Annotated in this window: 22 protein-coding genes and 1 tRNA gene; 15 read left to right on the top strand and 8 right to left on the bottom strand. The window is 62.2% G+C overall.

The genetic code is table 11. From position 1 onward, the window contains the following. Positions 1–88 precede the first annotated feature (88 nt). The 4 genes from BLW50_RS21410 to BLW50_RS21395 all read right to left on the bottom strand — a co-directional run bounded on the left by BLW50_RS21410 (position 89) and on the right by BLW50_RS21395 (position 3,576). A complete protein-coding gene (locus BLW50_RS21410) occupies positions 89–1,006 on the bottom strand; it encodes a LytTR family transcriptional regulator DNA-binding domain-containing protein (protein ID WP_090706365.1) in 918 nt (305 codons plus the stop codon). After that, complete coding sequence (locus tag BLW50_RS21405) at positions 1,003–2,202, bottom strand: oxygenase MpaB family protein (protein WP_090706362.1); 1,200 nt, start codon at positions 2,200–2,202, stop codon at positions 1,003–1,005. Before BLW50_RS21405 ends, BLW50_RS21410 begins: the two co-directional genes overlap by 4 nt. Positions 2,203–2,315: 113 nt before the next feature. After that, a complete protein-coding gene (locus BLW50_RS21400; RefSeq protein WP_090706359.1) occupies positions 2,316–3,209 on the bottom strand; it encodes a LysR family transcriptional regulator in 894 nt (297 codons plus the stop codon). Positions 3,210–3,213: 4 nt separating this feature from the next. Further along, positions 3,214–3,576, bottom strand: a complete 363-nt coding sequence (locus tag BLW50_RS21395; RefSeq protein WP_090706357.1) for an MmcQ/YjbR family DNA-binding protein — start codon at positions 3,574–3,576, stop codon at positions 3,214–3,216. A 181-nt stretch (positions 3,577–3,757) separates the two neighbouring features. On the opposite strand from BLW50_RS21395, the gene BLW50_RS21390 reads away from it, so the two are divergent. Next, positions 3,758–4,648, top strand: coding sequence for an NmrA family NAD(P)-binding protein (locus tag BLW50_RS21390; RefSeq protein ID WP_244544336.1), 891 nt, complete (start codon positions 3,758–3,760; stop codon positions 4,646–4,648). Further along, entirely contained in the window at positions 4,645–4,899 is a 255-nt protein-coding gene (locus BLW50_RS21385) for a DUF2798 domain-containing protein (protein ID WP_090706354.1), read from the top strand. The genes BLW50_RS21390 and BLW50_RS21385 overlap by 4 nt, the downstream gene beginning before the upstream one ends. Positions 4,900–4,997: 98 nt before the next feature. Here the strand turns inward: BLW50_RS21385 and BLW50_RS21380 are convergent, their stop codons facing one another. The 3 genes from BLW50_RS21380 to BLW50_RS21370 all read right to left on the bottom strand — a co-directional run bounded on the left by BLW50_RS21380 (position 4,998) and on the right by BLW50_RS21370 (position 7,207). After that, positions 4,998–5,756 (bottom strand): IclR family transcriptional regulator, encoded by a 759-nt coding sequence (locus tag BLW50_RS21380; protein WP_090706352.1) that lies wholly within the window; start codon positions 5,754–5,756, stop codon positions 4,998–5,000. 6 nt (positions 5,757–5,762) lie between these two features. Next, the gene (locus tag BLW50_RS21375; protein WP_139267699.1) at positions 5,763–6,977 is read right to left on the bottom strand and encodes an LLM class flavin-dependent oxidoreductase; all 1,215 of its coding nucleotides are present in this window, start codon (positions 6,975–6,977) and stop codon (positions 5,763–5,765) included. 155 nt (positions 6,978–7,132) lie between these two features. Then, positions 7,133–7,207: transfer RNA gene (locus BLW50_RS21370), tRNA-Gly, on the bottom strand. 183 nt (positions 7,208–7,390) lie between these two features. Here BLW50_RS21370 and BLW50_RS21365 point away from each other — a divergent pair. The 4 genes from BLW50_RS21365 (at position 7,391) to BLW50_RS21350 (ending at position 9,857) form a co-directional block, all read left to right on the top strand. Further along, positions 7,391–7,888: a prolyl-tRNA synthetase associated domain-containing protein gene (locus tag BLW50_RS21365; RefSeq protein WP_090706347.1), complete on the top strand. Its 498-nt coding sequence runs from the start codon at positions 7,391–7,393 to the stop codon at positions 7,886–7,888. A 103-nt stretch (positions 7,889–7,991) separates the two neighbouring features. Beyond that, positions 7,992–8,912 carry a thioredoxin gene (trxA, locus tag BLW50_RS21360; RefSeq protein WP_090706345.1) on the top strand — a complete coding sequence of 307 codons (921 nt, stop codon included), beginning with the start codon at positions 7,992–7,994 and terminating at the stop codon, positions 8,910–8,912. 16 nt (positions 8,913–8,928) lie between these two features. Beyond that, on the top strand, positions 8,929–9,600 hold the full coding sequence (locus BLW50_RS21355) for an LON peptidase substrate-binding domain-containing protein (RefSeq protein WP_090706342.1): 672 nt from the start codon (positions 8,929–8,931) through the stop codon (positions 9,598–9,600). A gap of 89 nt (positions 9,601–9,689) precedes the next feature. Beyond that, a complete protein-coding gene (locus BLW50_RS21350; RefSeq protein WP_090709485.1) occupies positions 9,690–9,857 on the top strand; it encodes a Trm112 family protein in 168 nt (55 codons plus the stop codon). A 14-nt stretch (positions 9,858–9,871) separates the two neighbouring features. Here BLW50_RS21350 and BLW50_RS21345 read toward each other — a convergent pair whose 3' ends face one another. Continuing rightward, on the bottom strand, positions 9,872–11,104 hold the full coding sequence (locus BLW50_RS21345; RefSeq protein WP_170850283.1) for an FAD-dependent monooxygenase: 1,233 nt from the start codon (positions 11,102–11,104) through the stop codon (positions 9,872–9,874). A 295-nt stretch (positions 11,105–11,399) separates the two neighbouring features. Between BLW50_RS21345 and BLW50_RS21340 the strand changes: the two genes are divergently transcribed. The 9 genes from BLW50_RS21340 to xth all read left to right on the top strand — a co-directional run bounded on the left by BLW50_RS21340 (position 11,400) and on the right by xth (position 23,244). Then, positions 11,400–12,707: an ammonium transporter gene (locus tag BLW50_RS21340; protein WP_090706338.1), complete on the top strand. Its 1,308-nt coding sequence runs from the start codon at positions 11,400–11,402 to the stop codon at positions 12,705–12,707. A gap of 132 nt (positions 12,708–12,839) precedes the next feature. Then, positions 12,840–13,718, top strand: coding sequence for an acyl-CoA thioesterase II (gene tesB / locus BLW50_RS21335; RefSeq protein WP_090706335.1), 879 nt, complete (start codon positions 12,840–12,842; stop codon positions 13,716–13,718). 260 nt (positions 13,719–13,978) lie between these two features. Then, positions 13,979–14,317 carry a P-II family nitrogen regulator gene (locus BLW50_RS21330; RefSeq protein ID WP_090706332.1) on the top strand — a complete coding sequence of 113 codons (339 nt, stop codon included), beginning with the start codon at positions 13,979–13,981 and terminating at the stop codon, positions 14,315–14,317. Positions 14,318–14,354: 37 nt separating this feature from the next. Next, positions 14,355–15,839, top strand: coding sequence for an ammonium transporter (locus BLW50_RS21325; RefSeq protein WP_090709483.1), 1,485 nt, complete (start codon positions 14,355–14,357; stop codon positions 15,837–15,839). A 260-nt stretch (positions 15,840–16,099) separates the two neighbouring features. After that, on the top strand, positions 16,100–16,558 hold the full coding sequence (locus tag BLW50_RS21320; protein WP_090706329.1) for a (2Fe-2S)-binding protein: 459 nt from the start codon (positions 16,100–16,102) through the stop codon (positions 16,556–16,558). Between the two features lie 2 nt (positions 16,559–16,560). Then, on the top strand, positions 16,561–18,762 hold the full coding sequence (locus BLW50_RS21315) for a xanthine dehydrogenase family protein molybdopterin-binding subunit (RefSeq protein ID WP_090706326.1): 2,202 nt from the start codon (positions 16,561–16,563) through the stop codon (positions 18,760–18,762). A 205-nt stretch (positions 18,763–18,967) separates the two neighbouring features. Continuing rightward, the gene (locus BLW50_RS21310; protein ID WP_090706325.1) at positions 18,968–21,559 is read left to right on the top strand and encodes a DNA translocase FtsK; all 2,592 of its coding nucleotides are present in this window, start codon (positions 18,968–18,970) and stop codon (positions 21,557–21,559) included. 75 nt (positions 21,560–21,634) lie between these two features. After that, positions 21,635–22,336 carry an outer-membrane lipoprotein carrier protein LolA gene (locus tag BLW50_RS21305; protein ID WP_090706322.1) on the top strand — a complete coding sequence of 234 codons (702 nt, stop codon included), beginning with the start codon at positions 21,635–21,637 and terminating at the stop codon, positions 22,334–22,336. A 92-nt stretch (positions 22,337–22,428) separates the two neighbouring features. Continuing rightward, complete coding sequence (xth, locus tag BLW50_RS21300) at positions 22,429–23,244, top strand: exodeoxyribonuclease III (protein ID WP_090706319.1); 816 nt, start codon at positions 22,429–22,431, stop codon at positions 23,242–23,244. Positions 23,245–23,287: the final 43 nt, after the last annotated feature.

Raw genomic sequence — 23,287 nt, 5'->3', positions numbered from 1 at the left:
GACCGCTTTCGCGAGACGACAAGCGAATTAGGACGAATCGACATGCCGGTCGGTCAAACCGCATGCGGCCTGTGCAGTCCCATCCGCCTCAAATGCCGAGCCGCGTGCGCAGCTCCTGTCGATAGGATCGCGACACGGCCCACGGACTTTTCATCCCGCGCATCCACGCCAGCCATTTACCATTCATGGGGCGCTCGACATCGCGGATATGCATCGTGTTAACGATCGTGGTCCGATGAATGCGCAAAAAAGATGCAGCCGGCACCAGCGCCGACCAGATCGCGAAGGGGCGCAGATCGAGAACGGATGATCCGTCCGTTAGCCAGATCTCGGTGTAATTGCGGGCCGAGCGCAAACCAATGATCATATCTGTCGAGACGCCGCGCACACCGCCATGGCGGCGCAGATAAATCAGCGGCGTGAAATCAACGCGTCCGGTGGCTGATGGTTTGCTGGCCACGCCATAACGCGCCAGCGCGATCAGGTCGGCACATTGGAAGAGCCCCTTGATCTCGGCCGGCGACCACTGATGCGCGCTGCGCACCGCATCGAAGCCGATACAGGCGCGCAGCCGTTCGCCATGAAACACCGGCACGCATAGCACGCTCTGATCGCTCTGGCGCAGCATCTCGACCTGCAACAGCCGCGCTGACCGTGGCAGCGCCTTCACCTGACTGATCATGACCGCGCAATCGGCCAGAAGATACTGCTGCAACCAGGCGATCATGGTGACCGGCGCATCCTGCAGATCATCGAGGAAGGACAGGATACCCGGCCGACACCACTCATGGGTGTTACGGAAGCGCAGCAGCGCCTCGTCATATTCGAACATCCACGCCCGATCCGCCGCCGCCAGATGGCCGACCTCCTCCAGCACCGATGACAGCGCCGCATCGACCGGCTGCTGCAGCAACTGCTGAGCCGATCGAAATGCCCATTCAGGTGCCACCGCGCCCGCGACATCATCGCGATGCAGGGTTTCGAAGGGCGCGGCGCGGTCTGTCATCGGCGAGAGGTTTGATACGTGGGCGCGACGTCTTCATATTCAGCTTTGGAGAGAAACGCCGCCAGCTGCTTCGACAACTCGTCGATGTTCCCGTCTATCCCCGCCTCCCACTGCACCGCATCTTTGCGCGCATGGGCGCGGCGCGACCTGACGATCTCGATGGCACCCGCGATCAGTGGATCGGCGACAGGCGAACGCGGGATTTGCAATTCGTCGGCGATACGATCGCCATGAAAGCGCCGCGCCAGGCTCCACAACGCACGAATGCCCAATGTCTCGGGCAGGCTAAGCGCGGCGCGCAATTCGGCCTGGATGCTGTGCAACGTCGCATCGGCGAGAGCGACCGAGTCTTTCGTCAGCGGGCCGGTCACCGCCTGAAAGAGATCGTCGATGCGCCGCGCCTGTTCGTGATTGGACACGCCTTCGATCAGGCGTGCATCGATGCCAAGGAGATGGCCGACATGCCACCAGATGCGATAGAGCCGTTCGAGCTCCACCGTCGTCAGGCCAAAGCCCATCGCCGCCTCGGCGCTCCAGGCGGTGAGCGTGAAATCCATCCATGTGCGGCCGAGATCGACCTGATTGACCGGCACACCAAACGCCGCCTCATCGAAGCCACGCCGCCGCACCGCATGGCGAACGCGCGCATGCAGCAACCGCACCTGCGCGGTGGCCACATAACCGGCGCCGCCGACGCGCAGCGCCCCCGGCAGCATCACCGTGCCGAGCCATTTGGCGGTCTCGCGAATGCGCCCGGCGGCGCCATCGATCAGTCGCCCCGTGTCGGCGAGAACGGCGGTGATCGAAGGCGATTCATAAACGCGAATGAGTGCGCCAACGCTGAGCGAGACGATATGCACGGCCGGCGGCATGCTGTGAAATGGCCGCGAACCGCGATCGAGGAGATCGTCATCGACATAGTCGGGCGTACGTTCGAGATGGCCGAGAAAGGCGGCCACGGCGGCATGTGGATTGTGCAGCGACGCCAGGCCGTAGACGAGACCGCGATTGAGATCGTCGCGCGCACCATTCTGCGCGCCATCTTGCGCGAGCGCTTCGACCACCGCATCGGCCTGCGGATCGCCGGTGGTCAGCGCCCAGGCAAGAAGATCGGCCCGGTCGCTCCCAAACTGCGTTGCAATGCTCGATCGCCGCCCACGCGCGCCCGGCCAGCCGTTATCTCGAACGCTCTCCAAAACGCAGCCCCTTCATCATCAACCCGCGACAGGATCGTCGCATCACGCCGGAACGCTGTCGACAGGGAAGACGATTCATAAACGCGGATGAGCGCGCCGGCACCGCGATATGGTTAAAGTCCACGCAGCTTCAGTTTCGCCGACAGAAGGTCGATAAATTTGCGGATTTTCGCCGGCGCCATGCGGTTCTCCTGCCACAGCGCGTGGATGGGCACCGGCTTGACTTCGTAATCCTCGAGGATCAGTTCGAGCGCACCATCCGCAACGAGATCGCGGATCTGCCACAACGGCGAACAGGCCAGCCCCATGCCCGCCGTCACTGCCGCATAGACAGCCTTCGTCGTGTTGGCCCTGAACGAGCCGTTCACCGCGATCGTCTTCGGCCGCCCGTCGATCATGAAAGCCCACTTGCCCGGCTGCGCATCGACCGAGCGCACGAGACAATTATGTCCGCTCAACTCCTTAGGATGCTGCGGCCGCCCGTGCCGGGCGAAATAGGACGGCGCACCGAACACGACCAGCCGCAGCGCGCCCAATTGTCTGCTTTGCAGGCTGGAGTCGGGCAGGTGCGCGATGCGAACCACCAGATCGAGGCCACTGATCGGCAGATCGACGAAGGTATCGGCCAGTTGCAGATCGACTTCGACGCGCGGATAGAGCGCCTGATAATCGCGGATGATCGGCACAAGATAATCCGGCCCGAACAGCACCGGCGCGCCGATGCGCAACACGCCCGACGGCTCCGAACGGCTGTTGGATACGTCCTGCGTCGCTTCGTTGATCTCAGCCACCGCCAACTTGATGCGATTGTAGAAGCCGGTACCGGCTTCGCTCGGCGTGAGCTGCCGCGTCGTGCGGTGAATGAGCTTGGCCCCGACATCAGCCTCGACCGCGTTCAACGACCGGCTGACGCTTTGCAACGACCGGCCGAGGCGCCGCGCCGCCTCGGTGAGGCTGCCACTCTCGACGATGGCGACGAAGGTTTCGAGGTCGGTCAGACGCGCCATCGCTCTAGGGCTCCACGAGCCCGAGTTCGATCCGCCGTTTCTTCGAGAGCCCGCGCGCGACGATGGTGTGCGATTGGCGCAGATAGTCGCGCAGCTCGCCATCCGAGAGGCCGGGCTTGGCGAAATGCTGAATCCACTTCATGCCCCGCGAGGCGAGATAGGGCGCCGGCCGCAGGCCCGGCTGCTCTTTCAACATCTCATAGGCGATGTCGCTCACCTTGAATGTGAAGCTCGGCTCGTCCTTATGCCAGCCGCCGATGGCGAACACCTTCCCGCCGACCTTCCAGACATGCGATCCGCCCCACTGGACGACATGGCTCGTCGCCGGAAGGGCAGAACAGAAGGCGTTGTACTCCTCATAGGTCATGGACGAGCCCCGTCACGCGCCGGCCAAGCATGTGATTGGCCCTATTCTCTCGAAAATCGGTGAAATATCTCTCAATCTACGAGGATTGTCCGCAAAATTGCAAGTTCCTATCCTTTTTCCAGCGGCCGGAGCCGGCCACTGCGGCCATCCCGGCGGACAAGGAATGAGCGAGATGAGACAGATGAATCCAACCGTCCTGGTCGCCGGCGCGACCGGAAAATTCGGCAAGCTCGTCGTGCCGGAACTGGTCAAGCGCAAGGCACAGGTGCGCGCCCTGATCCGCGACGCCAGCCAGGAGCCGCTGGTGCGGAGCCTCGGCGCCAGCGAAGTGGTGCGCGCCGATCTCGGCCATCCCGACACGCTGGCGCCCGCCGTCGCCGGCACGAACGGCGTCTTCTTCATCGGCCCCGCCTTCGCGCCCGATGAAAGCACCATGGGCGTCGCGCTGGTCGAAGCCGCGACGCGCGGCGGTGTGCGCAAGTTCGTCTATTCGTCGGTGATCCAGCCGACCAATGCGACGCTGAAAAACCACGCCAGCAAAATCCCCGTCGAGACGGCGCTGTACAATTCGCGGCTCGATTACACGATCCTGCACCCGGCCAATTTCATGCAGAACATCGCCTTCGCCTGGGCCGGCATTATCGCCTCCGGCACGTTCGCTGAACCCTTTCCCGCCACGGCGCGGCTGGCGAAAGTCGATTATCGCGACGTGGCCGAGACCGCCGCCATCGCCTTGACCGGCGACAGCCTGTCCTATGCGACGCTCGAACTCAGCGCCGGCATGTATGACCGTATCGAGATCGCGAAAATCATCAGCGAAGAACTCGGCCGGCCGATCGAAGCCGCCGAAGTGAGCTTTGACGCATGGGTGGCAAAAGCGCGCCTGCCTTATGATGAACAGGCACTGGCGCTGCTCGCCAAGGTGCATGCGCATTACCGCGCCTTCGGCCTGGGCGGCAATGCGCTGACGCTGAAAGCGGCGCTGGGCCGCGAGCCCCGTTCCATGCGCACGTACATTCGCGATCTGATCGCGGCGCAGTCGCAGAGCACGGTGTCGGGGGCGCGCGCATGACCCACATCCTGCTTCTCAAGCGGCTGCCGAGCGCTTACGCCGCGCTGCTCGTGCCGTTGCTTCTCTCCATCGTCATGTCGGCCGTCGTCTCGGCCGCGGCCATCGCGGTCAACACGGGCTTCGCGCTCGCCGCTCTGCACGCCTGGCCGAAAGCCTGGGCGATCTCCTGGCTCGTCGCCTTCCCCAGCCTGCTGCTGCTCCTGCCCATGGTGCGGCGGATCGTGTCACGTCTCGTCGAAGCACCGAAGTGATGATCAACAGCGGGCGATGAGAGTGTCGATGCGCATTATCTTATCGCCCGCCAGCATGCGACAAAACGAGGTGACGATGATCGCAATGCATCAGGTCTTTAAATCTGCTTCACGAGCTCCCGGCCTTCTTTCATCAAGGCGCGCCTGATGAGCCGTCGATCGCCCTCGGAGCGTTGGCTTTCAAAGCTGATGGCAATGGCGAGCTTTTCGTCACGGCTATGATGCAAAAGCGGGATCGCGTAACAGCTGAGATGCGGATCAAGCTCGCCTTCCTCGATATGGATGCCATCGCGCTGGGCCTGCTGCATGGCCGCGACGATCTCCGACCACCGCGTCCTCGTTTTCGGCGTAAAAGCTGTAAAAGGTTCCGGCGGCAAGAGCAGCGGACGATGCCTGTTCTCGACGCGGCTCAAGAGCGCGCGACCCGCGGCCGATGCCCAAAGCGGATAGCTTGGGCCGATCTCGACATCGATCATCGCGCGGCGCCCGCCAGCAAGCCGCGCAACGGTCACCGCTTGCGAGTCGATCAGCTGTACAAGATAGACCGTCTCGCCGCAGTTGGCCGCGACGCGTGCCATCGGCGGCCCGACAGCCTGGGTCAGACGATCGATCCACGATATCGCAAGCCTAAGTGAACGCGTGCCGAGCATGTAGCGTCGGTTCGGCAACCGGCTGGCGTAGCCATGCGCCATCATAGTCGACAGGAGCCTGGAAACAGTCGCCGGATCGACGTTCAAATGTTTGGCTGCCTCTTGCACCCGGATCCCGTCCGGTGCTCTCAGCTGCATCATTTCAAGGAGCTCAAAAGCCCGCCCGACGGAGCGAATTTCGCCAGGCGTGTCGCTCTTTGTCGCCAAGGTCTTCTACGCTCCTATTGGCGCGGAAAGATCGGGAAATCTGGGAATAACATGCTCGCCAAATAGACGAATGGAATCGAGCATGCGCGCGTGCTCGGTAATGCCGCCATACATGATGAAGATCATGTACTCCACCTGCAGCTCGTTCTTCAGACGTTGTATTTCGGCGGCGACTGTATCAGGCGTTCCGACAATCTGAAAACCACTCTTGATCATCTGCTCGAACGTCTTCGGCACAGGCCCTTCCTGACCAGGCATGCGCAGCGCTTCGAAGAAGCCAAACTCACCGAGCCAATGGGTCCAGAAAGCCGCGCCCTGCCGGGCCGTTTCCATGGCTTCGTCATGGGTGCGCCCAACAGCGAGATTGCGACAGAGGACGACGCCACCCCGCGGCGAATATTCGCCAAACTTCAGCTGCCGACCATGTTTCGCCGCTTCATCGACATAGCCCTGAAAGACCGCACGCACGATATCGAGATTGGCGGCGAGCGTAACAACCGAACTGCCGATCCTGGCCGACCATTTGAGCGTTTCCAGGCTCTGCGTCAGCGTCGTGAACAGCGGCGGATGCGGCAATTGCTTTGGCTTTGGGACCGTGGCGATTCGCTTGAGAACACCGTCTTCAACGCCCGCCGCCAATCCGGACGAGATCGGATGCTTCCATTCAAGTCCCTGCGGCGGCACCTTGATGAATTCGCCATCGAGACTCCAAAGGTCCTCGGTCCACGACCGATACATGACGTCGAACCATTCCTCGACGATTTTGCGATTGGTGGCTTCGACCTCCGCCCGGCCGCTGCCTGACGCATTGGCATGATAATGTTGCCCCATGACGCCGACAGATCGTGGTTGATAGCCGCGGCTCAGCCCGACATCGAGGCGGCCACCAGTCATGTGGTCCGCCATGGCGATATCCTCCGCCAGGCGCAACGGATTCCAATTGGGCAACACAAGGCCCATCTGGCCCTGGCGCAACCGCTTGGTGTGCTGGCTGAGATAGACATTCAGCATCAGCGGATTCGGGGTGACGTGATATCCCTCGATCTCGAAATGATGCTCGGCAAACATCATCGAGGTCCAGCCAGTCTCATCGGCGGCGATCGCCTGCTCGCGCAGCTCTTCGAGCGTATTGCCGTAGCGCTGCCGGTCGAGGCCCCAAAGTCCGGTCCCGAGCTCGGCTTCCGAGGCAACGGCGACCGGATAAAACATTCCGAATTTCACGGCAAAACTCCCCAATCGCGAACCCAATCGTCGCTAGGGGAAGTCTTGATGATCGGCGCAGACCGTCAATCGCGGTTCTTGCGCCTGACGCAACGCAAGCAAAAATAGACGATGCCTGCCTGGCATCATCTAGACTGCTGCTTCATTCTGAAAATTGGAGCGGGCGAAGGGATTCGAACCCTCGACCCCAACCTTGGCAAGGTTGTGCTCTACCACTGAGCTACACCCGCGTCTCGTGGACGCGATCGCTTCCGGCGGCGTATATGCCGTATTCCTTTTGCGATTGCAACACGCTCAATGGGGCGATGTGCAACGATTTTGCATCTGGCCACCGGTGATTTCAGCGGCATTTTGCCCTAAACGAGCCGCCAGAGCAGAATCTGTGGGAAATGACAGAGGCAATACGGGACCGCATGGCCAGCACACCGGAGGAATTGTTCCGCTATTTCGACGAAATCGGCGTCGAAACCACCACTCAGCGCCATGATGCGGTGTTTACGGTCGACGAATCACGGCATCTGCACGAGGCGATTCCCGGCGCCCACACCAAAAATCTGTTCCTGTGGGACCGCAAAAGCCAATTTTTCCTGGTCACCGCCCAGGAGAGCACCCGAATCGCCCTCAACGGCCTGCACCGCAAGCTCGGCGCCGCCGGCCGGCTCTCTTTCGGCGCTGAAGAGAAAATGCGCGAATTTCTCGGCGTGACGCCAGGGTCGGTGACGCCGTTCGGCCTGGTCAACGATGTCGGCCACGCCGTGCAGTTCATTCTCGACCCGGCGCTGGCCGACGCCGACATCATGAATTGCCATCCGCTCACCAATACGATGACCACCAGCATCAAGATGGCGGACTTCCGGCGCTTTCTGGCGGCGACCGGCCATCCGCCGCTGGTGCTGCCGCTATCCGACTGACGGGTGAAAAGCTGGCAAACCAAGCTGGCGAAACGGTATTCTCGGCGCCATATGTGGCATATGTTTCAAGCTAGGGCGGCGGGCCGCCTTTTGGGGTAACGAAATGAACGACGAGTTGATTATCGGTGAGGGCGCGGCCACCGGCGGGCAGAACGGCCAAGACGCCATAAAAGATGTCACCAGCGCTAGTTTCCGCGTCGACGTCATCGCCGAATCGGCGCGCCAACCCGTTCTCGTCGATTTCTGGGCGCCCTGGTGCGGCCCCTGCAAACAGCTCGCCCCGGTTCTGGAAAAGGTCGTCCAGGCCACCCAGGGCAAGGTACGCCTGGTCAAGATGAACATCGACGAGCATCCGCAGATCGCCGGCCAGCTTGGCGTCAAGTCGATTCCCGCCGTCATCGCCTTCCAGCGCGGCCAGCCGGTCGATGGCTTCATGGGCGCACTGCCCGAAAGCCAGATCAAGAATTTCATCGAACGCCTCACCGGCCCGCTGACCGGCGCCGCCGACGATCTGATCGCGCAAGCCGAAGCAGCGCTTGCCGCTGGCGAGGCCGAGAGTGCGGCGGAGGGATTCGCCGCCGCCTTGGAAGAGGACGAAGCCAACGTCAAGGCGCTAGGCGGCCTGGTCCGCGCGCTCGTCGCCCTGGGCGATCTCGAACAGGCCCGCGCCGCGCTGGAGCAGACGCCCAAGGGCAGCGAGAACGATCCCGCTATCACCGCCGCCAAGGCCGCCATTGAGATCGCCGAACAATCCGGCGATTTGGGCGAGACAACGGAACTCGAAGCCAAGGTGGCCGCCAATCCCGCCGACAGTCAGGCGCGTTTCGATCTCGCCCTCGCGCTGAACGCCCAGGGCAAGCGCGAGGAAGCGACCGACCAGTTGATCGCCATCATCAAGCGCGATCGCACCTGGAACGACGACGGCGCGCGCAAGCAGCTCGTGCAGTTCTTCGAAGCCTGGGGCCATATGGACGAAGAGACGATCTCGGCACGCCGCAAGTTGTCTGCGGCTCTGTTCTCCTGATCAGCAAAGGTCCGCCATGTCGATCAACAAACCCTATCGATCCATTGCGGGCCTGGCTCAGATCATTCCGGTGTTTCCGCTGCCGCGCGCCATTATCCTGCCGCGCACGCAGTTGCCGCTGAACATTTTCGAACCGCGCTATATCGCCATGTTCGACGATGCGATGAAAGCCGATCGTCTCATCGGCATGATTCAGCCCAGCATGACGGAAGCATCCGATATCGATCATCCGCACCTGCATGGGGTCGGCGGCGTCGGCCGCATCACCCAGATCGCCGAGTCCGGCGATGGTCGCTATGTGATCACGCTCTCCGGCGTCTGCCGTTTTCGCGTCATCGATGAACTGCCGATGCAGCACGCCTATCGCCAGTGCCACGTCTCCTATGCCGAATTCGCCCATGACCTGCAGCCGAACGCCGGCGACGATGAAGTCGATCGCGAAAGTGTCGTCGAAGCGCTGCGCACCTTTAGCAAGGCGCGCGGCCTGCGCATGGACTGGGATGAGATCCAGCGTGCGCCGACGGAAGCTCTGGTCAACGCACTGTCGATGATGAGCCCCTTCGGCCCAAGCGAAAAACAGGCGTTGCTCGAAGCCATCGATCTCAAGGCGCGCGCCGAAACGCTGGTCGCCATCACTGAGTTCGAACTGGCGCGCGGTGGCGCCACGCCACCCTCCGCCCTGCAATGAGCGACAACGACAACAACCTCGTGCCGGTGGGGCAAGAGCCGCATCAAGAGCTTCACGCGCAAGAACCTCATGCGGACGAGCGCACGGCCATGGACCAGCGGCTGTTGCAGGTTCTGGTCTGCCCGGTGACGCGCGGTCCGCTGGTCTATGACCGCGAGGCGCAGGAGCTGATTTCGAAATCGGCGCGCTATGCCTATCCAGTGCGTGACGGCATTCCCATTCTCATCATCGACGAAGCGCGGCGCATCGAAGACTGAGCGAAACGCCCCGGTCAGGCCGCCGCTTTCTCCGCGCGAAACAAACGCGGCGGTTGGCCTGACAGGCCCATCGCTTCACTCAGCAACGCGCGCTTCAGCAATCGCGAATTCTGCACCACCGCCACGCCGCTGCGCCGCAGATCGGCCAGCGGACCTTTCATCTTATAGATGTGGTGCAGAAGATCGACACCTATCGCCGAAACGGCGGAGTCGAAACGCCGGGCCGATTCATACGTCTTCAGCGTCAGGTCCGATCCGATGTCGAGACCAAGCGACGCCTGTTCGATGATCGCATCGCACAGGCAACCAACATCGCGCATCGCCAGATTGAGACCCTGTCCAGCCAAGGGATGAATGCGATGCGCCGCATCGCCGACCAAGGCAAAGCGCGGCGCGACAAAGGTACGCGCCAGCCCGAAAGTGAGCGGGAAGGTCAGGGGACGATCGACGAGGCTCAGCTTGCCCCAGCGATGACCGACGCGGCGTTCGACTTCGGCCAGAAAGAGATCGTCGGTGAGCGACAAAGCGTCGTTGGCTTCGTCCGATGTCGCCGTCCAGATCAGCGATGAGCGCCGCCCGGTCAAAGGCAGCATGGCGATCGGCCCGGACTCGAGGAAGTGCTGAACCGCAACACCCTCGTGATCGACCTCATGGCCAAGGGTCGCAGCGATGGCCGTGCGCTGATAGTCCCAGGAGACGGATTTCAGCCCGGCCTGATCGCGCAGAGGAGAACGGCTGCCATCGGCCGAGACCACCAGGCGCGCTGCGATCTCCTCGCCATCGGCGAGGCGCACCCGCGCCAGACTGGGCCCGGCTTCAAACGTGGCCGCATGGACCGCCTTGAACTCCACGCCGACCGCCGTGGCAGCCTGATGCGCGGCATCCTCCAGATCGGCATGGAAGGCGATATGAGCCAAGACCTCGCCTCGCGCCTCACCTTTCACATCGCGGCTGTCGAAGGTGAGATTGGGGATGCGTACCGCATCGGCGAGGCGGGAGTCGGAGATTTCCATCCGCAGCACCGGCGCGGCGCGATCGGCCACCGCTTGCCAGATGCCGAGCCGCTCCAGCATCACCCGCGGCCCCGGCGCCACCGCCGACGTGCGATGATGACGACGCGGACGCGCCAACGCCCCATCGACCAGAACGACAGCCAAGGCCGAGCCGCCCAATCGCTTCAACGCGGTCGCCAGAACCAGCCCAGACAGGCCACCACCGACGACGATCACATCATAATTCCTGGACATCATAGCTCTTGCGGATCGACCCAAATCCCTGATGCGGGCTTGTATCACGACCGCAGGAGCGGGTCAGGCTTCGCAGACCAGCGTGATCCGCCAGCATCAGAGTGAGCAGAAAATAGGCATTTTGCCGCTCTAAACTGCAGACCGCTTGGCATGGTCTCGCAGCGCCAATCGCAATCTGAAGGATTCCCTTGCGATGAGCCACGTTTGCGCAGGCTGCCCAATCCAGCGCCGCTATTGGCATAAAGTTTGCTTAGAATTTCGCCATATGCAGGATTTCTAGGCAGGGGCATCTGAGATGAAGCGTATGGGATGGGTAGCCGCCGCAGGAAGCGTGCTGACGGCAACGGCGGCGCATGCACAGGACGGCGCCAGGATCGACACCGCCGATACCGGCTTCATGATCATCGCCACCGGCCTGGTTCTGATGATGACCCTCCCGGGTCTGGCTTTGTTTTATTGCGGCATGGTGCGCAAGAAGAACGTGCTGGCGACCATGGCGCAATGCGCCGCCGCCACGGCCATCGTCTCGATCCTATGGTTTGTCGCTGGCTATTCGCTGACCTTCGCTGGTGAGGGCAGCATTTTCGGCTCTTTTGATCGCCTGTTCTTCGCTGGCATTGGCCTCGATTCGATCAATCCCCTGGCCAAGACCATCCCCGAACTGCTGTTCGCCGCCTATCAGATGACCTTCGCGATCATCACCTGCGCGCTGGTCGGCGGCGCCGTTGCTGATCGCATGAAATTCTCCGCCTTCTGCTGGTTCTGCGTGCTTTGGCTGTTCATCGTCTATGTGCCGCTGGCACATATGGTGTGGGGCGGCGGTTGGCTGGCGAGCCTTGGCGTCATCGACTTCGCCGGCGGCACGGTGGTCCATATCAATGCCGGTGTCGCTGGCCTCGTCGCTGTTTACATGATCGGCAGCCGCCAGGGCTGGGGCCGCGAGAACATGTCGCCGTTCGATCTCACCCTGGCGGTGGTCGGCACCGGCCTGCTCTGGGTCGGCTGGTTTGGCTTCAACGGTGGATCGGCGCTGGGCGCCGGCTCGCGGGCGGTCTTCGCCATTGTCGCCACCCATCTCGCAGCCTGCGCCGGCGCCATCACCTGGAGCGCGCTCGAATGGATCGAACGCGGCAAACCCTCGGTGCTTGGCGTGATTTCTGGCGCCATCGCCGGCCTCGGCACGATCACGCCGGCCTCCGGCTACGTCCTACCCTGGCATGGCCTCGTCATTGGCGCGGTTGCAGGCATCGTCTGCTTCTATTTCTGCACCGTCATCAAGATGCGCCTGAAATACGACGATTCCCTCGACGTCTTTGGCGTTCACGGCGTCGGTGGCATTCTCGGCACGCTGTGCGCCGGCATTTTCGCCACGGCGGCCCTCTCGGCCTCGTCGGATGCGCCTGGCGTCGCCGGCCTGATCGAAGGCAATGTCCGCCAGCTCGGCATTCAGGCCATTGGCGTCATCGTCACCATCGTTTGGTGCGTGATTGGCACTGCCGTGGTGCTGAAAGCGCTCGATCTCACCATCGGCCTGCGCGTCTCTTCCGATCAGGAGCGCGAGGGCCTCGACCTGTCTCTGCACGGTGAGGCGCTTCATCCCTAATCGGTTGATTTGACGAGCCGGTGCGAACAGCCCTCATAGGGTTCGCAGTTTGGCGATCCTGGGCAAAATCGCGTTTCTATCGAAACGCGATTTGCTCTAGGTAGGTCAACGACCGTTTTCCGGGTGTGTTTGATGGCCAGCGACAACAGCGACAACGATATTCTGCATCTTCTCGATCTCGAACAGATCGAGGAGACCATTTTTCGCGGTGTCGGCCTGCGCACCAGCTGGCGTCGCACTTTCGGCGGCCTGGTGATCGCACAGGCCGTGACTGCGGTGGCGCGCACGGTCGAGCCCGACAAGGCCATGCATTCCTTGCACGGCTATTTCATCCTGCCCGGCGATTCCTCGAAACCCATCGTCTATCAGGTGGAGCGGGTGCGCGACGGCCGCAGTTTCTCGACCCGGCGCTGCGTCGCCATCCAGAACGGCCAGGTGATCTTCTTCCTTTCGGCGTCCTTTCACATCGAGGAAGAGGGTTTCTCGCATCAGACCCCGATGCCCTCGGACGTCCCCGATCCGGATTCGCTGCCGAGCCTCGCGGAGATCATCAAGAATTACGGCGAGCTCATTCCGCCAGTCATCAAGCAATATTTCACCGGCGAGCGGCCGATCGAACTGCGCCCGGTCGATCTGGGCCGCTATCTGCCGCTGAAAGACGGTGAAAACCGGCCGGCGCAGCAGCGCGCCTGGGTGCGCGCCACCCGGCCCCTACCCGACGATCCAAGCATCCACCGCGCCGTGCTCGCCTATCTCTCCGACATGACCCTGCTCGACACCTCGCTGGTGACCCACGGCACCACCGTGTTCAGCCCGACGGTCCAGGCGGCGAGCCTCGACCACGCCCTGTGGTTCCATCGGCCGTTCCGCGCTGACGACTGGCTGCTCTATGTCCAGGACAGCCCCAATGCCAATGGCGCGCTCGGGCTCACCCGGGGCGGCATCTATGCCCGCAACGGGGACCTGGTGGCCTCGGTCGCCCAGGAAGGGCTGATCAGGCCCAAAGCCTGATCGAAGATCTCCGAGACTCAGGATCTCCGCCTGCCGAGCTCATGACGCCTAGATCCTAGGCGATCGACCCACTTCTGCATAAAAAATAGTCTCTCGCTTCCTTCGCTATGCGCTGAATCGCGGCACGAGTCCCGCCCAAGTCATTTGGCACGCAGATTGATTCCCAAACGGGCACGAGGCCGTCCGTACGATGCGCCGCGTGACTAGCCGGGGGCGTCGCATTCCGCGCGTCGAATTTGCGGCCAAGCAGGGAAAAGCGAATGAAGATAGTCATGGCAATCATCAAGCCGTTTAAGCTTGACGAGGTGCGCGATGCGCTCACCGCCGTTGGGGTGCACGGCCTTACCGTTTCGGAAGTCAAAGGCTATGGCCGCCAAAAGGGCCACACCGAAATCTACCGCGGCGCCGAATATGCCGTCAGCTTTCTGCCGAAACTGAAGATTGAAGTCGCCGTCGCCTCCGAGCTGGCCGACACCGTGGTCGACGCAATCATCGCCGCCGCCCGCACCGGCCAGATCGGCGACGGCAAAATCTTCGTCTCATCCCTTGAGCGCGCCGTCCGTATCCGCACAGGCGAAAAAGATTCCGACGCGCTGTGAGCCATCGCCTTTCCTCCAGGAGCTTTTAACGATGAAAATGACACCTAATCTCGGCAGGGTTGGCGGCTTAATTGGCCTTGCCTGCACATTCGCGCTCGGCTCGGCCCTGCCAGCTTTCGCGCAGGCCGCCGCAGCCGCCCCCGTCCCCAACAAGGGCGACACGGCCTGGCTGCTCGTCGCCACCGCCTTCGTCATGCTGATGTCCATCCCAGGCCTCGCTCTGTTCTACGGCGGTCTCGTCCGCAGCAAGAACATGTTGTCGGTCCTTACCCAGGTCTTCATGATCGTCTGTCTCGTCTCGATCATCTGGGTGCTCTACGGCTACTCGATGGCCTTCACCAATGGTGGCAGCCTTAACGATTTCGTCGGCGGCTTCTCCAAGGCCTTCCTGATGGGCGTCACGCCGGAAACGACGGCTGGCACCTTCTCGAACGGCGTCGTCGTTCCTGAAATGGCCTATCTGTCCTTCCAGATGACCTTCGCCTGCATCACACCGGCTCTCATCGTCGGCGCCTTCGCCGAACGCATGAAGTTCTCGGCACTGGTGCTGTTCACCATCCTCTGGGTCACTCTGATCTATTTCCCAATGGCCCACATGGTTTGGTACTGGGGCGGCCCGGACGCGATCGGCGATGCCGCCAAGGCGGTTGCTGCTGCGACCGATGAAGCTGCCAAGAAACTGGCGATGGCTAAGCTCGATGAGGTCAAGGCCGACGCGGGCATGCTGTTCAAATGGGGTGCGCTCGACTTCGCCGGCGGCACGGTCGTTCACATCAATGCTGGTATCGCCGGTCTCGTCGGCTGTCTGATGCTCGGCAAGCGCATCGGCTATCCGAAAGAAATGATGGCGCCGCACTCCCTGACCCTGACCATGGTTGGCGCCTCGCTGCTGTGGTTCGGCTGGTTCGGCTTCAACGCCGGCTCGAACCTCGAAGCCAACGGCACCACCGCCATGGCCTTCCTCAACACCTTCGTCGCCACGTCGGCCGCGGCTCTCGCCTGGCTGTTCGCGGAATGGGGTGCGAAGGGCAAGCCATCGCTCCTCGGCATGGTCTCTGGCGCCATCGCCGGTCTCGTCGCCATCACGCCGGCATCGGGTTTCGCCGGACCGATGGGTTCGATCGTCCTCGGCATTGTCGCCGGTGCGATCTGCTTCTTCTTCGTGGCCACCGTGAAGAACAAGCTCGGCTATGACGACACGCTCGATGTCTTTGGCATCCATTGCATCGGCGGCATCATCGGCGCTCTGGGCACCGGCATCCTGGTCAACCAGGCCCTGGGCGGCGCCGGCATCGCCGACTACGAGAGCAAGCCGGGCGAAATGGTCCTCGCGGCCTATGAATTCGCCCCGGCCTTCATGGCTCAGGTGAAAGCGGTCGTCTTCACCCTGCTGTGGTCCGGCATCGGCTCGGCGATCCTCTACAAGATCGTCGATCTGATCGTCGGCCTGCGCGTCGCCCCCGATCAGGAGCGCGAAGGTCTCGACGTCGCCGAACACGGCGAGCGCGCTTACAACAACTGATAGTCCAATATTTACAACAACAGACGGCGCCCTAAGGGGCGCCGTTTTTGTTTGCGGCTCTACCCATCGTCCTTCGACAGATATTTAATTCTGCCCGGAGTTATTTTCTCCAGGCGCTGTGACACTTCACAACGGCGTGAGCCGCACTTGATCAGATCGCTTCGCAACCCCACGACTCTCAGAGCCACGCGCCGCCCCGTTCCCTCCCTCGGCGCTGACGACAGACCTCATAAAGATTGAAGCTCATAGAGGAGCGCAGAATGGTTGCTTTCACCCTCAACGGCAAAGCACACACGCTGGACGTTGACCCACAGATGCCTTTGCTGTGGGCCATCCGCGATGTGATTGGCCTGACCGGCACGAAGTTCGGTTGCGGCATGGCGCAATGCGGCGCTTGCACCGTCCACGTCGACGGATCTCCAGTGCGCGCGTGCCAGACTGAAATCAGCAATATCGACGGCGCGTCGATCACCACCATCGAGGGCCTCTCGGGCAAAGTCGCGGAAGCCGTACAGACGGTTTGGACCGAACTCGACGTCCCGCAATGTGGCTACTGTCAGTCCGGCCAGATCATGTCGGCTACCGCACTTTTGACCGACACGCCCAAACCCACGGACGAGGACATCGATTCGGCGATGAGCGGCAACCTCTGCCGCTGCGCCACCTATCACCGCATCCGCGCCGCCATCCATGAAGCCTCCAACCGGCTGGGAGGCTGATCATGTTGCACTTCCGCTCACAAACAGGCGCCGCCCAACCAACCCGCCGACACTTTCTCATCGGCACGGCGGCCACGGCAGCCGGCCTGACTGTGGGGTACCAGTTGGTCGTTGCCGCACCGGCGCTGGCTCAGGCTGCGACAGCACCAAATCCGTTCCAGGCCTATGTCGGAATCACAGCCAACAATCGGATCGTGATCCATTCCTCGCAATTCGAAATGGGTCAGGGCTCCTATTTCGGTGTCGCCACGCTGGTGATGGAGGAACTGGGCGGCGATTGGAGCCAGGTCGATGTAATCGGCGCCTCGGGCAATCCGTCTCTCTACGGCAATCTCGCCATGGGCGGAGCTTTCCAAGGCACCGGCGGCTCGACCTCAATGGCCTCGTCCTGGGAACGCTATCGCAAGGCCGGCGCCACGGCCCGCGCCATGCTGGTAGCGGCTGCGGCGAAACAATGGAATGTGCCGGAAAGCGAGATCAAAGTCGCGGCTGGGACGCTCTCCAACGCCTCCGGTCGGACGGCGACGTTCGGCGATCTAGCGACGGCGGCGGCGGCACTCCCCGTGCCTACCAATGTGCCGCTAAAGCCGCGTGAGCGCTGGACGCAGATCGGCTCAAGCACGCTCAAGCGCTACGATTCGGCCGGCAAGACAAACGGCAAGCAACCCTACACGATCGATCTGAAGATGGACGGCCTGCTGACGGCGGTGATGATTCATCCGCCCAAGTTCGGCGCCCAAGTGAAGAGCTTCGATGCGTCGAAGGCGAAGGCCCTCAACGGCATCGTCGATGTCGTGCAGATCCCGCGCGGCGTCGCCGTGGTCGGCCGCGACATGTGGACCGCGTTGAAGGGACGCGATCTGACGACAGTTCTATGGGACGAGAGCAATGCCGAGCAACGTGGCAGCGCTGATCTGCTCAATGAGTATGAGAAACTCGCCAAGGGCCCAGCTGCGGTTACGGCGCGCAACGACGGCGACGTCGCTGGCGCCTTCGCCAATGCCGGCGCCGGGGCGCAGACGATCGAAGCGGCCTATGAGTTTCCCTATCTGGCCCATGCGGCCATAGAACCGCTCAATGCTGTCGCCCGCATCAGTGAAGACGGTCGCGTCGACGTTTGGGGCGGCCACCAGATGCCTGATCTCTACCAGGCCATCGCCGCGCAGGTCGCCGGCACCACACCAGACAAGGTCAGTCTGCATGTGATGAAAACCGGCGGCAGCTTTGGTCGTCGCGCTGTCTCCGATGGCGATCTGATCGCCGAAGCGGTGGCCATCGCCAAGGCGCTCGGCCCTGGCAAGCCAGTGAAGGTGCAGTGGACGCGTGAGAACGACATGCGCGGTGGTCGCTACCGGCCAGCTTACGTGCATGCGATGAAAGCAAGCCTCGACAAAGACGGCAAACTGGTCGCGCTCTATGACCATATCGTCGGCCAGTCGATCATGGACGGCGGCCCGTTCGCTATGATGATCAAGGACGGGATCGACCCGACCTCGGTCGAGGGCGCGGCCACCATGCCCTATGCGATCCCGAACCTGAAAATCGATCTCACCACGGTCGCGACAAAAATCCCTGTGCTGTGGTGGCGTTCGGTCGGCTCCACCCATACAGCCTACGCGGTGGAAACCTTCATCGACGAGCTCGCGGCAGCTGCCAAGCGCGATCCGATCGATTTCAGGCTGGCGATGCTCGACAAGCACCCACGGCATGCCGCCGTGCTCAAACTTGCCGCCGAAAAGGCTGGTTGGGGAACGCCGTTGGCGCAAGGCCGCTTCCGCGGCGTGGCGCTGCACGAAAGCTTCTCGACCTTTGTCGCCCAGGTGGTCGAGATCACCGTCAAAAGTGGCGCCGACTTCTCGGTCGACCGCGTCGTCTGCGCCGTCGATTGCGGCACGGCGATCAACCCCGATCAGGTCCGCGCCCAAATGGAAGGTGGCATCGGCTTCGGGCTGGGCGCGATCCTGCAGGAGGAGCTGACATTGACCGGCGGTGTGGTCGACCAGCAGAACTATGACACCTACACGCCCCTACGCATCAACCAGATGCCGAAGGTGGAGGTTCATATCGTAGCGTCCAACGAGCCGCCGACAGGCGTTGGCGAACCCGGTGTGCCGCCGATCGGACCCGCGGTGGCCAATGCGCTGCGCGCGGCAACGGGGAAAACGGTTCGCAAACTGCCGATCCTCAAACACCTGTCGACCTAAGAAAAAACCGCGTTTCGATGGAAACGCGGTTTTTAACCTCTTATTTTTCAAGATCTTTTGCCGTTTGGCGCTTGCCGTCAAACGGCAAAATGCTGTGGGCGGGGAGGGGTAAGGTTAAGCGCGCATTAACCGCGCGCGCCGTAGCATTAAGGCTCACGCGGCGGCCCGCCAGATCTTTCCTCGCGACTGATTGTTTGCTTGCACGATGCGCACCCACAATTCATCGGTACTGGAACGCATTCCCGATCCAGTCCGCCTCTATTTCGGCCGTCGCTTGGCCGAAAGCGCCGGTCTTTTGCTGCTGGTGCTCGCCGGGTGCTTTGTCGTCGCGCTGATGTCCTGGTCAGCGCTCGACCCTAGCTTGAACTATGCCGCCTCCGGCCGTATCCGCAATCTGCTCGGCAAGAACGGCGCGGTTGTTTCCGACCTGAGCATGCAATTGTTCGGTCTGGCCTCGATCGGCTTTATTCCACCGATTCTCGGCTGGGCCGTGTCGCTTTTGTCGCGCCGGCGTCTCGACCGGGTCGCGTTCCGCATCCTGTGCATGGTGGCCGGCGTGATCTGCGCCGCCGCCATTGTCTCGCTCTTCCCCTCGAGCGGCAGCTGGCCGCTGCCGACCGGCCTCGGCGGCGTCATCGGCGATGCCATGCTGGCCCTGCCCCGGCGCGGGCTCGGCGGCAGCACCATCGTCGTTGCCGTATTCGCCACCATCATTGGCGCCATCGCCATCGTCGCCTTCACCGCCGCCATGGGCCGCGTCGCCGCCGACGAGCAAGAAGCGCTGGCCGACGAATATGATCTGCCGCCGACCAAGAAGCGCGCCCGCGCCGCGGCCGAGCCGGAGGATGAAGAAGATCGTGGCAGCGAGCCGGGTCTGGCGCTCACCATGCTTGGCGGCGCCATCCATCTGGCGCTGCGCGGCAAGGCCAACCTTGCCCGCCTGCTGACGCGCCGCAAAGCGCCGCGTCCCGCGTTCGACGAGCGCGACGAGCCGGAGCTGGTGGAGCCAAGATTGCGCGCGCCCGCGGCAGCGCCGCCGGAAACCGAACGCAAAGCGCCGCGCCGCATCACCATCGACGCGCCGGTCTCCTTCGACATTCCCGTCGCCCGCGAAGCCGCGAGCCATGACGCCGACGATCACGATCTCGATCTGACGGCCGAATCACGCGTCGCCAAACCACCGGCCGCGATCAAGCCAGGCAAGCGTGCGTCGCGCGAAGCGCAGCCCTCCTTCCTCGATCGCTCACGCTATGAACTGCCACCGCTTTTGCTGCTCAGCGAAGCCAAGAAACTCACCGTCGGCAAACTGTCAGAGGATGCACTCGAACAGAACGCCCGCCTGCTGGAAGGCGTGCTCGATGATTTCGGCGTCAAGGGCGAGATCATCAATGTGCGCCCCGGCCCGGTCGTCACGCTGTACGAACTTGAGCCCGCACCTGGCATCAAGTCATCGCGCGTCATCGGTCTGGCCGACGACATCGCCCGCTCCATGTCGGCTGTCTCGGCCCGCGTCGCTGTCGTGCAGGGGCGCAATGCCATCGGCATCGAACTGCCTAACCAGCGTCGCGAAACCGTTTATCTCAGAGAGCTTCTGGCATCGGAAGATTTCGAGAAATCGAAGCACCGCCTGACCATCGCGCTCGGCAAAACCATCGGCGGCGAGCCGGTGATCGTCGATCTGGCGCGCATGCCGCATCTGCTCGTCGCCGGCACCACCGGCTCGGGCAAGTCGGTCGCCATCAACACCATGATCCTGTCGCTGCTCTATCGGCTCAAACCCGATGACTGCAAACTGATCATGATCGATCCGAAGATGCTGGAACTCTCCGTCTACGACGGCATTCCGCATCTCCTGACGCCCGTCGTCACCGATCCGAAGAAAGCCGTCGTCGCGCTCAAGTGGGCCGTGCGCGAGATGGAAGACCGCTACAAGAAAATGTCGAAGGTCGGTGTGCGCAACATCGACGGCTTCAACGCGCGTGTCACGGAAGCGGCGGCGAAAGGTGAGATCATCACCCGCACCGTGCAGACCGGCTACGACCGCGAGACCGGCGAGGCGATCTTCGAGTCGGAAGAGATGAAGCTCGATCGCCTGCCATTCATCGTCGTCATCGTCGACGAAATGGCCGACCTGATGATGGTCGCCGGCAAGGATATTGAAGGCGCCATCCAGCGCCTGGCGCAGATGGCGCGTGCCGCCGGCATCCACCTCATCATGGCGACGCAGCGTCCCTCCGTCGACGTCATCACCGGCACCATCAAAGCCAACTTCCCGACGCGCATTTCCTTCCAGGTGACGTCGAAGATCGACAGCCGCACCATTTTGGGTGAGCAGGGCGCCGAACAGCTGCTTGGCCAAGGTGACATGCTTTATATGGCCGGCGGCGGCCGCATCTCGCGCGTCCATGGGCCTTTCGTGTCGGACCAGGAAGTCGAAAAGATCGTTGGCCATCTCAAGACCCAGGGCACGCCGGAATATCTCGAAGCGATCACCGCCGACGACGACAGTGGCGATGACGCGGGCGGCGGCGGCGACAGCGCCTATCCGGGTTCCATGGATGCCGAGGAATCGAGCGACTATTACGATCGCGCCGTGGCCATCGTCCTGCGCGACCGCAAATGCTCGACGAGCTATATCCAACGCCGCCTGTCGGTCGGCTATAATAAGGCCGCCTCGCTGGTCGAGCGCATGGAGCAGGAAGGCCTCATCAGTGCGGCCAACCACGCTGGCAAGCGTGAGATCCTCGTGGGTGGTGGTGTCGATCGTGGTGCGTTCGAACCGGGTCCTGACGACTGAAACGGCCCTTTATTGGCCGAACATTCGCCATAACCGGCTCCTATTTAGGACTGTGATCGTTCGAAAGGCAGTAAAATGCGCCATTTAATGCTCGTTCTGGGCCTCGGAGCCGCGATCTCCGCAGCTTCGCCCGCAATGGGTCCCGCTTCGGCGCAGATGGATATTCTCGGCGGCAAAAAGCCCGCGCCCGCCGCCCAAGCCATCGACAAAGCCGCACCTCCGGCCCGCATCGCCACACAGGATGCCGCCGCCGCCGTGCGCCGTGCCAACGCTTATTTCAATGGCATCACCACCCTGATCGGCGATTTCACCCAGTCCGGCAATGATGGCCGGAAAACCTCGGGCACGCTCTATTTGCAGAAGCCGGGCAAGCTGCGCTTCGAATATACCAAGCCATCGCCACTCGAAGTCATCGCCGATGGCACCAGCGTCGCCATCCGCAACCGCAAGCTGGCGACCCAGGATCTCTATTTCATCGGCCAGACGCCGCTCAAATTCCTGCTCAAGCCCAATATCGACCTCGCCCGCGACACCAAGATTCTCGATGTCACTCAGGGACCGGAAGTGACCTCGATCAAGATCGAGGACAAGGCGACGTTTGGCGGCACCTCGCGTATCACGCTGGTGTTCAACTCCTCGGACTTTTCCTTGCGCAACTGGGTGGTCAGCGACCCACAGGGCTTTGAAACCCTGGTGGCGCTGAGCAATGTCGATCTGCGCAAGATCCCGGATCCAGCTCTGTTCCGCATCAATTACGAGCGCACCGACAACAATTGAGAAGCCACGGAGCCGAACCCTCGGTAGCGCTATTTCGACTTCCGCTTTCCACGTGATATCCGATCCGGGATTGAAATTGACCCGGATCGCCGATGACCAAACGTATCGCCACGTGGAATATCAATTCCGTTCGCCTGCGCATGCCGTTGATCGAGCGATTCGTGCAATCGCATCAGCCCGACATTCTCTGCCTGCAAGAGATCAAATGCCGGCAGGCTGAATTTCCTTCCGCGCCGCTGACGGCCATGGGCTACACGCACATCGCGATCAATGCGCAGAAGGGCTATCACGGCGTCGCCATTGCTTCGCGCGTGCCGTTTGGAAAATCGTTCGCACGCGAATTCTGCCAGAAGGGCGATGCGCGCCATGTTGCCGCGACCTTCGACGCCGGCACGCTCGGCGCGGAGCCAGTGACCGTGCACAATTTCTACATTCCCGCCGGCGGCGATATTCCCGATCCGCAGCTCAACCCAAAATTCGAGCACAAGCTCAGTTTCCTCGATGAGCTGGAAACTTGGACCAAGACCGACGGCCTAGCTGGCGGCAAAGCAGTCCTGGTCGGCGATCTCAACATCGCGCCGCTCGAAAGCGACGTCTGGAATCACAAGGCGCTGCTCAAAATCGTTAGCCACACGCCGGTGGAAGTGGAACGGCTGCAGCGCGTCTTCGGCGCCGGCCCCTGGATCGATGCAATGCGCCATCTCGTGCCGGAGCCGGAGCGGCTTTACACATGGTGGAGCTATCGCTCTTCCGATTGGGCGGCGGCCAATAAAGGCCGGCGTCTCGACCATATCTGGCTCAGCCAGAAATTGGCGCCGCAATTGAAGACGATGGAAATTCTGAAAGAGGCACGCGGCTGGGAACGGCCATCCGACCATGTACCTGTCATCGTTGATCTCGACTCTTAAAGAGTCCGCCAAAACGATTCGAAGCCCAAACGATCCTAAACCT

This window comes from Beijerinckia sp. 28-YEA-48, from assembly GCF_900104955.1.
Taxonomy (GTDB): Bacteria; Pseudomonadota; Alphaproteobacteria; order Rhizobiales; family Beijerinckiaceae; genus Terripilifer.
The sequence above is the reverse complement of the archived record's forward strand: the minus strand, read 5'-3'. Positions and strand labels throughout refer to the sequence as shown.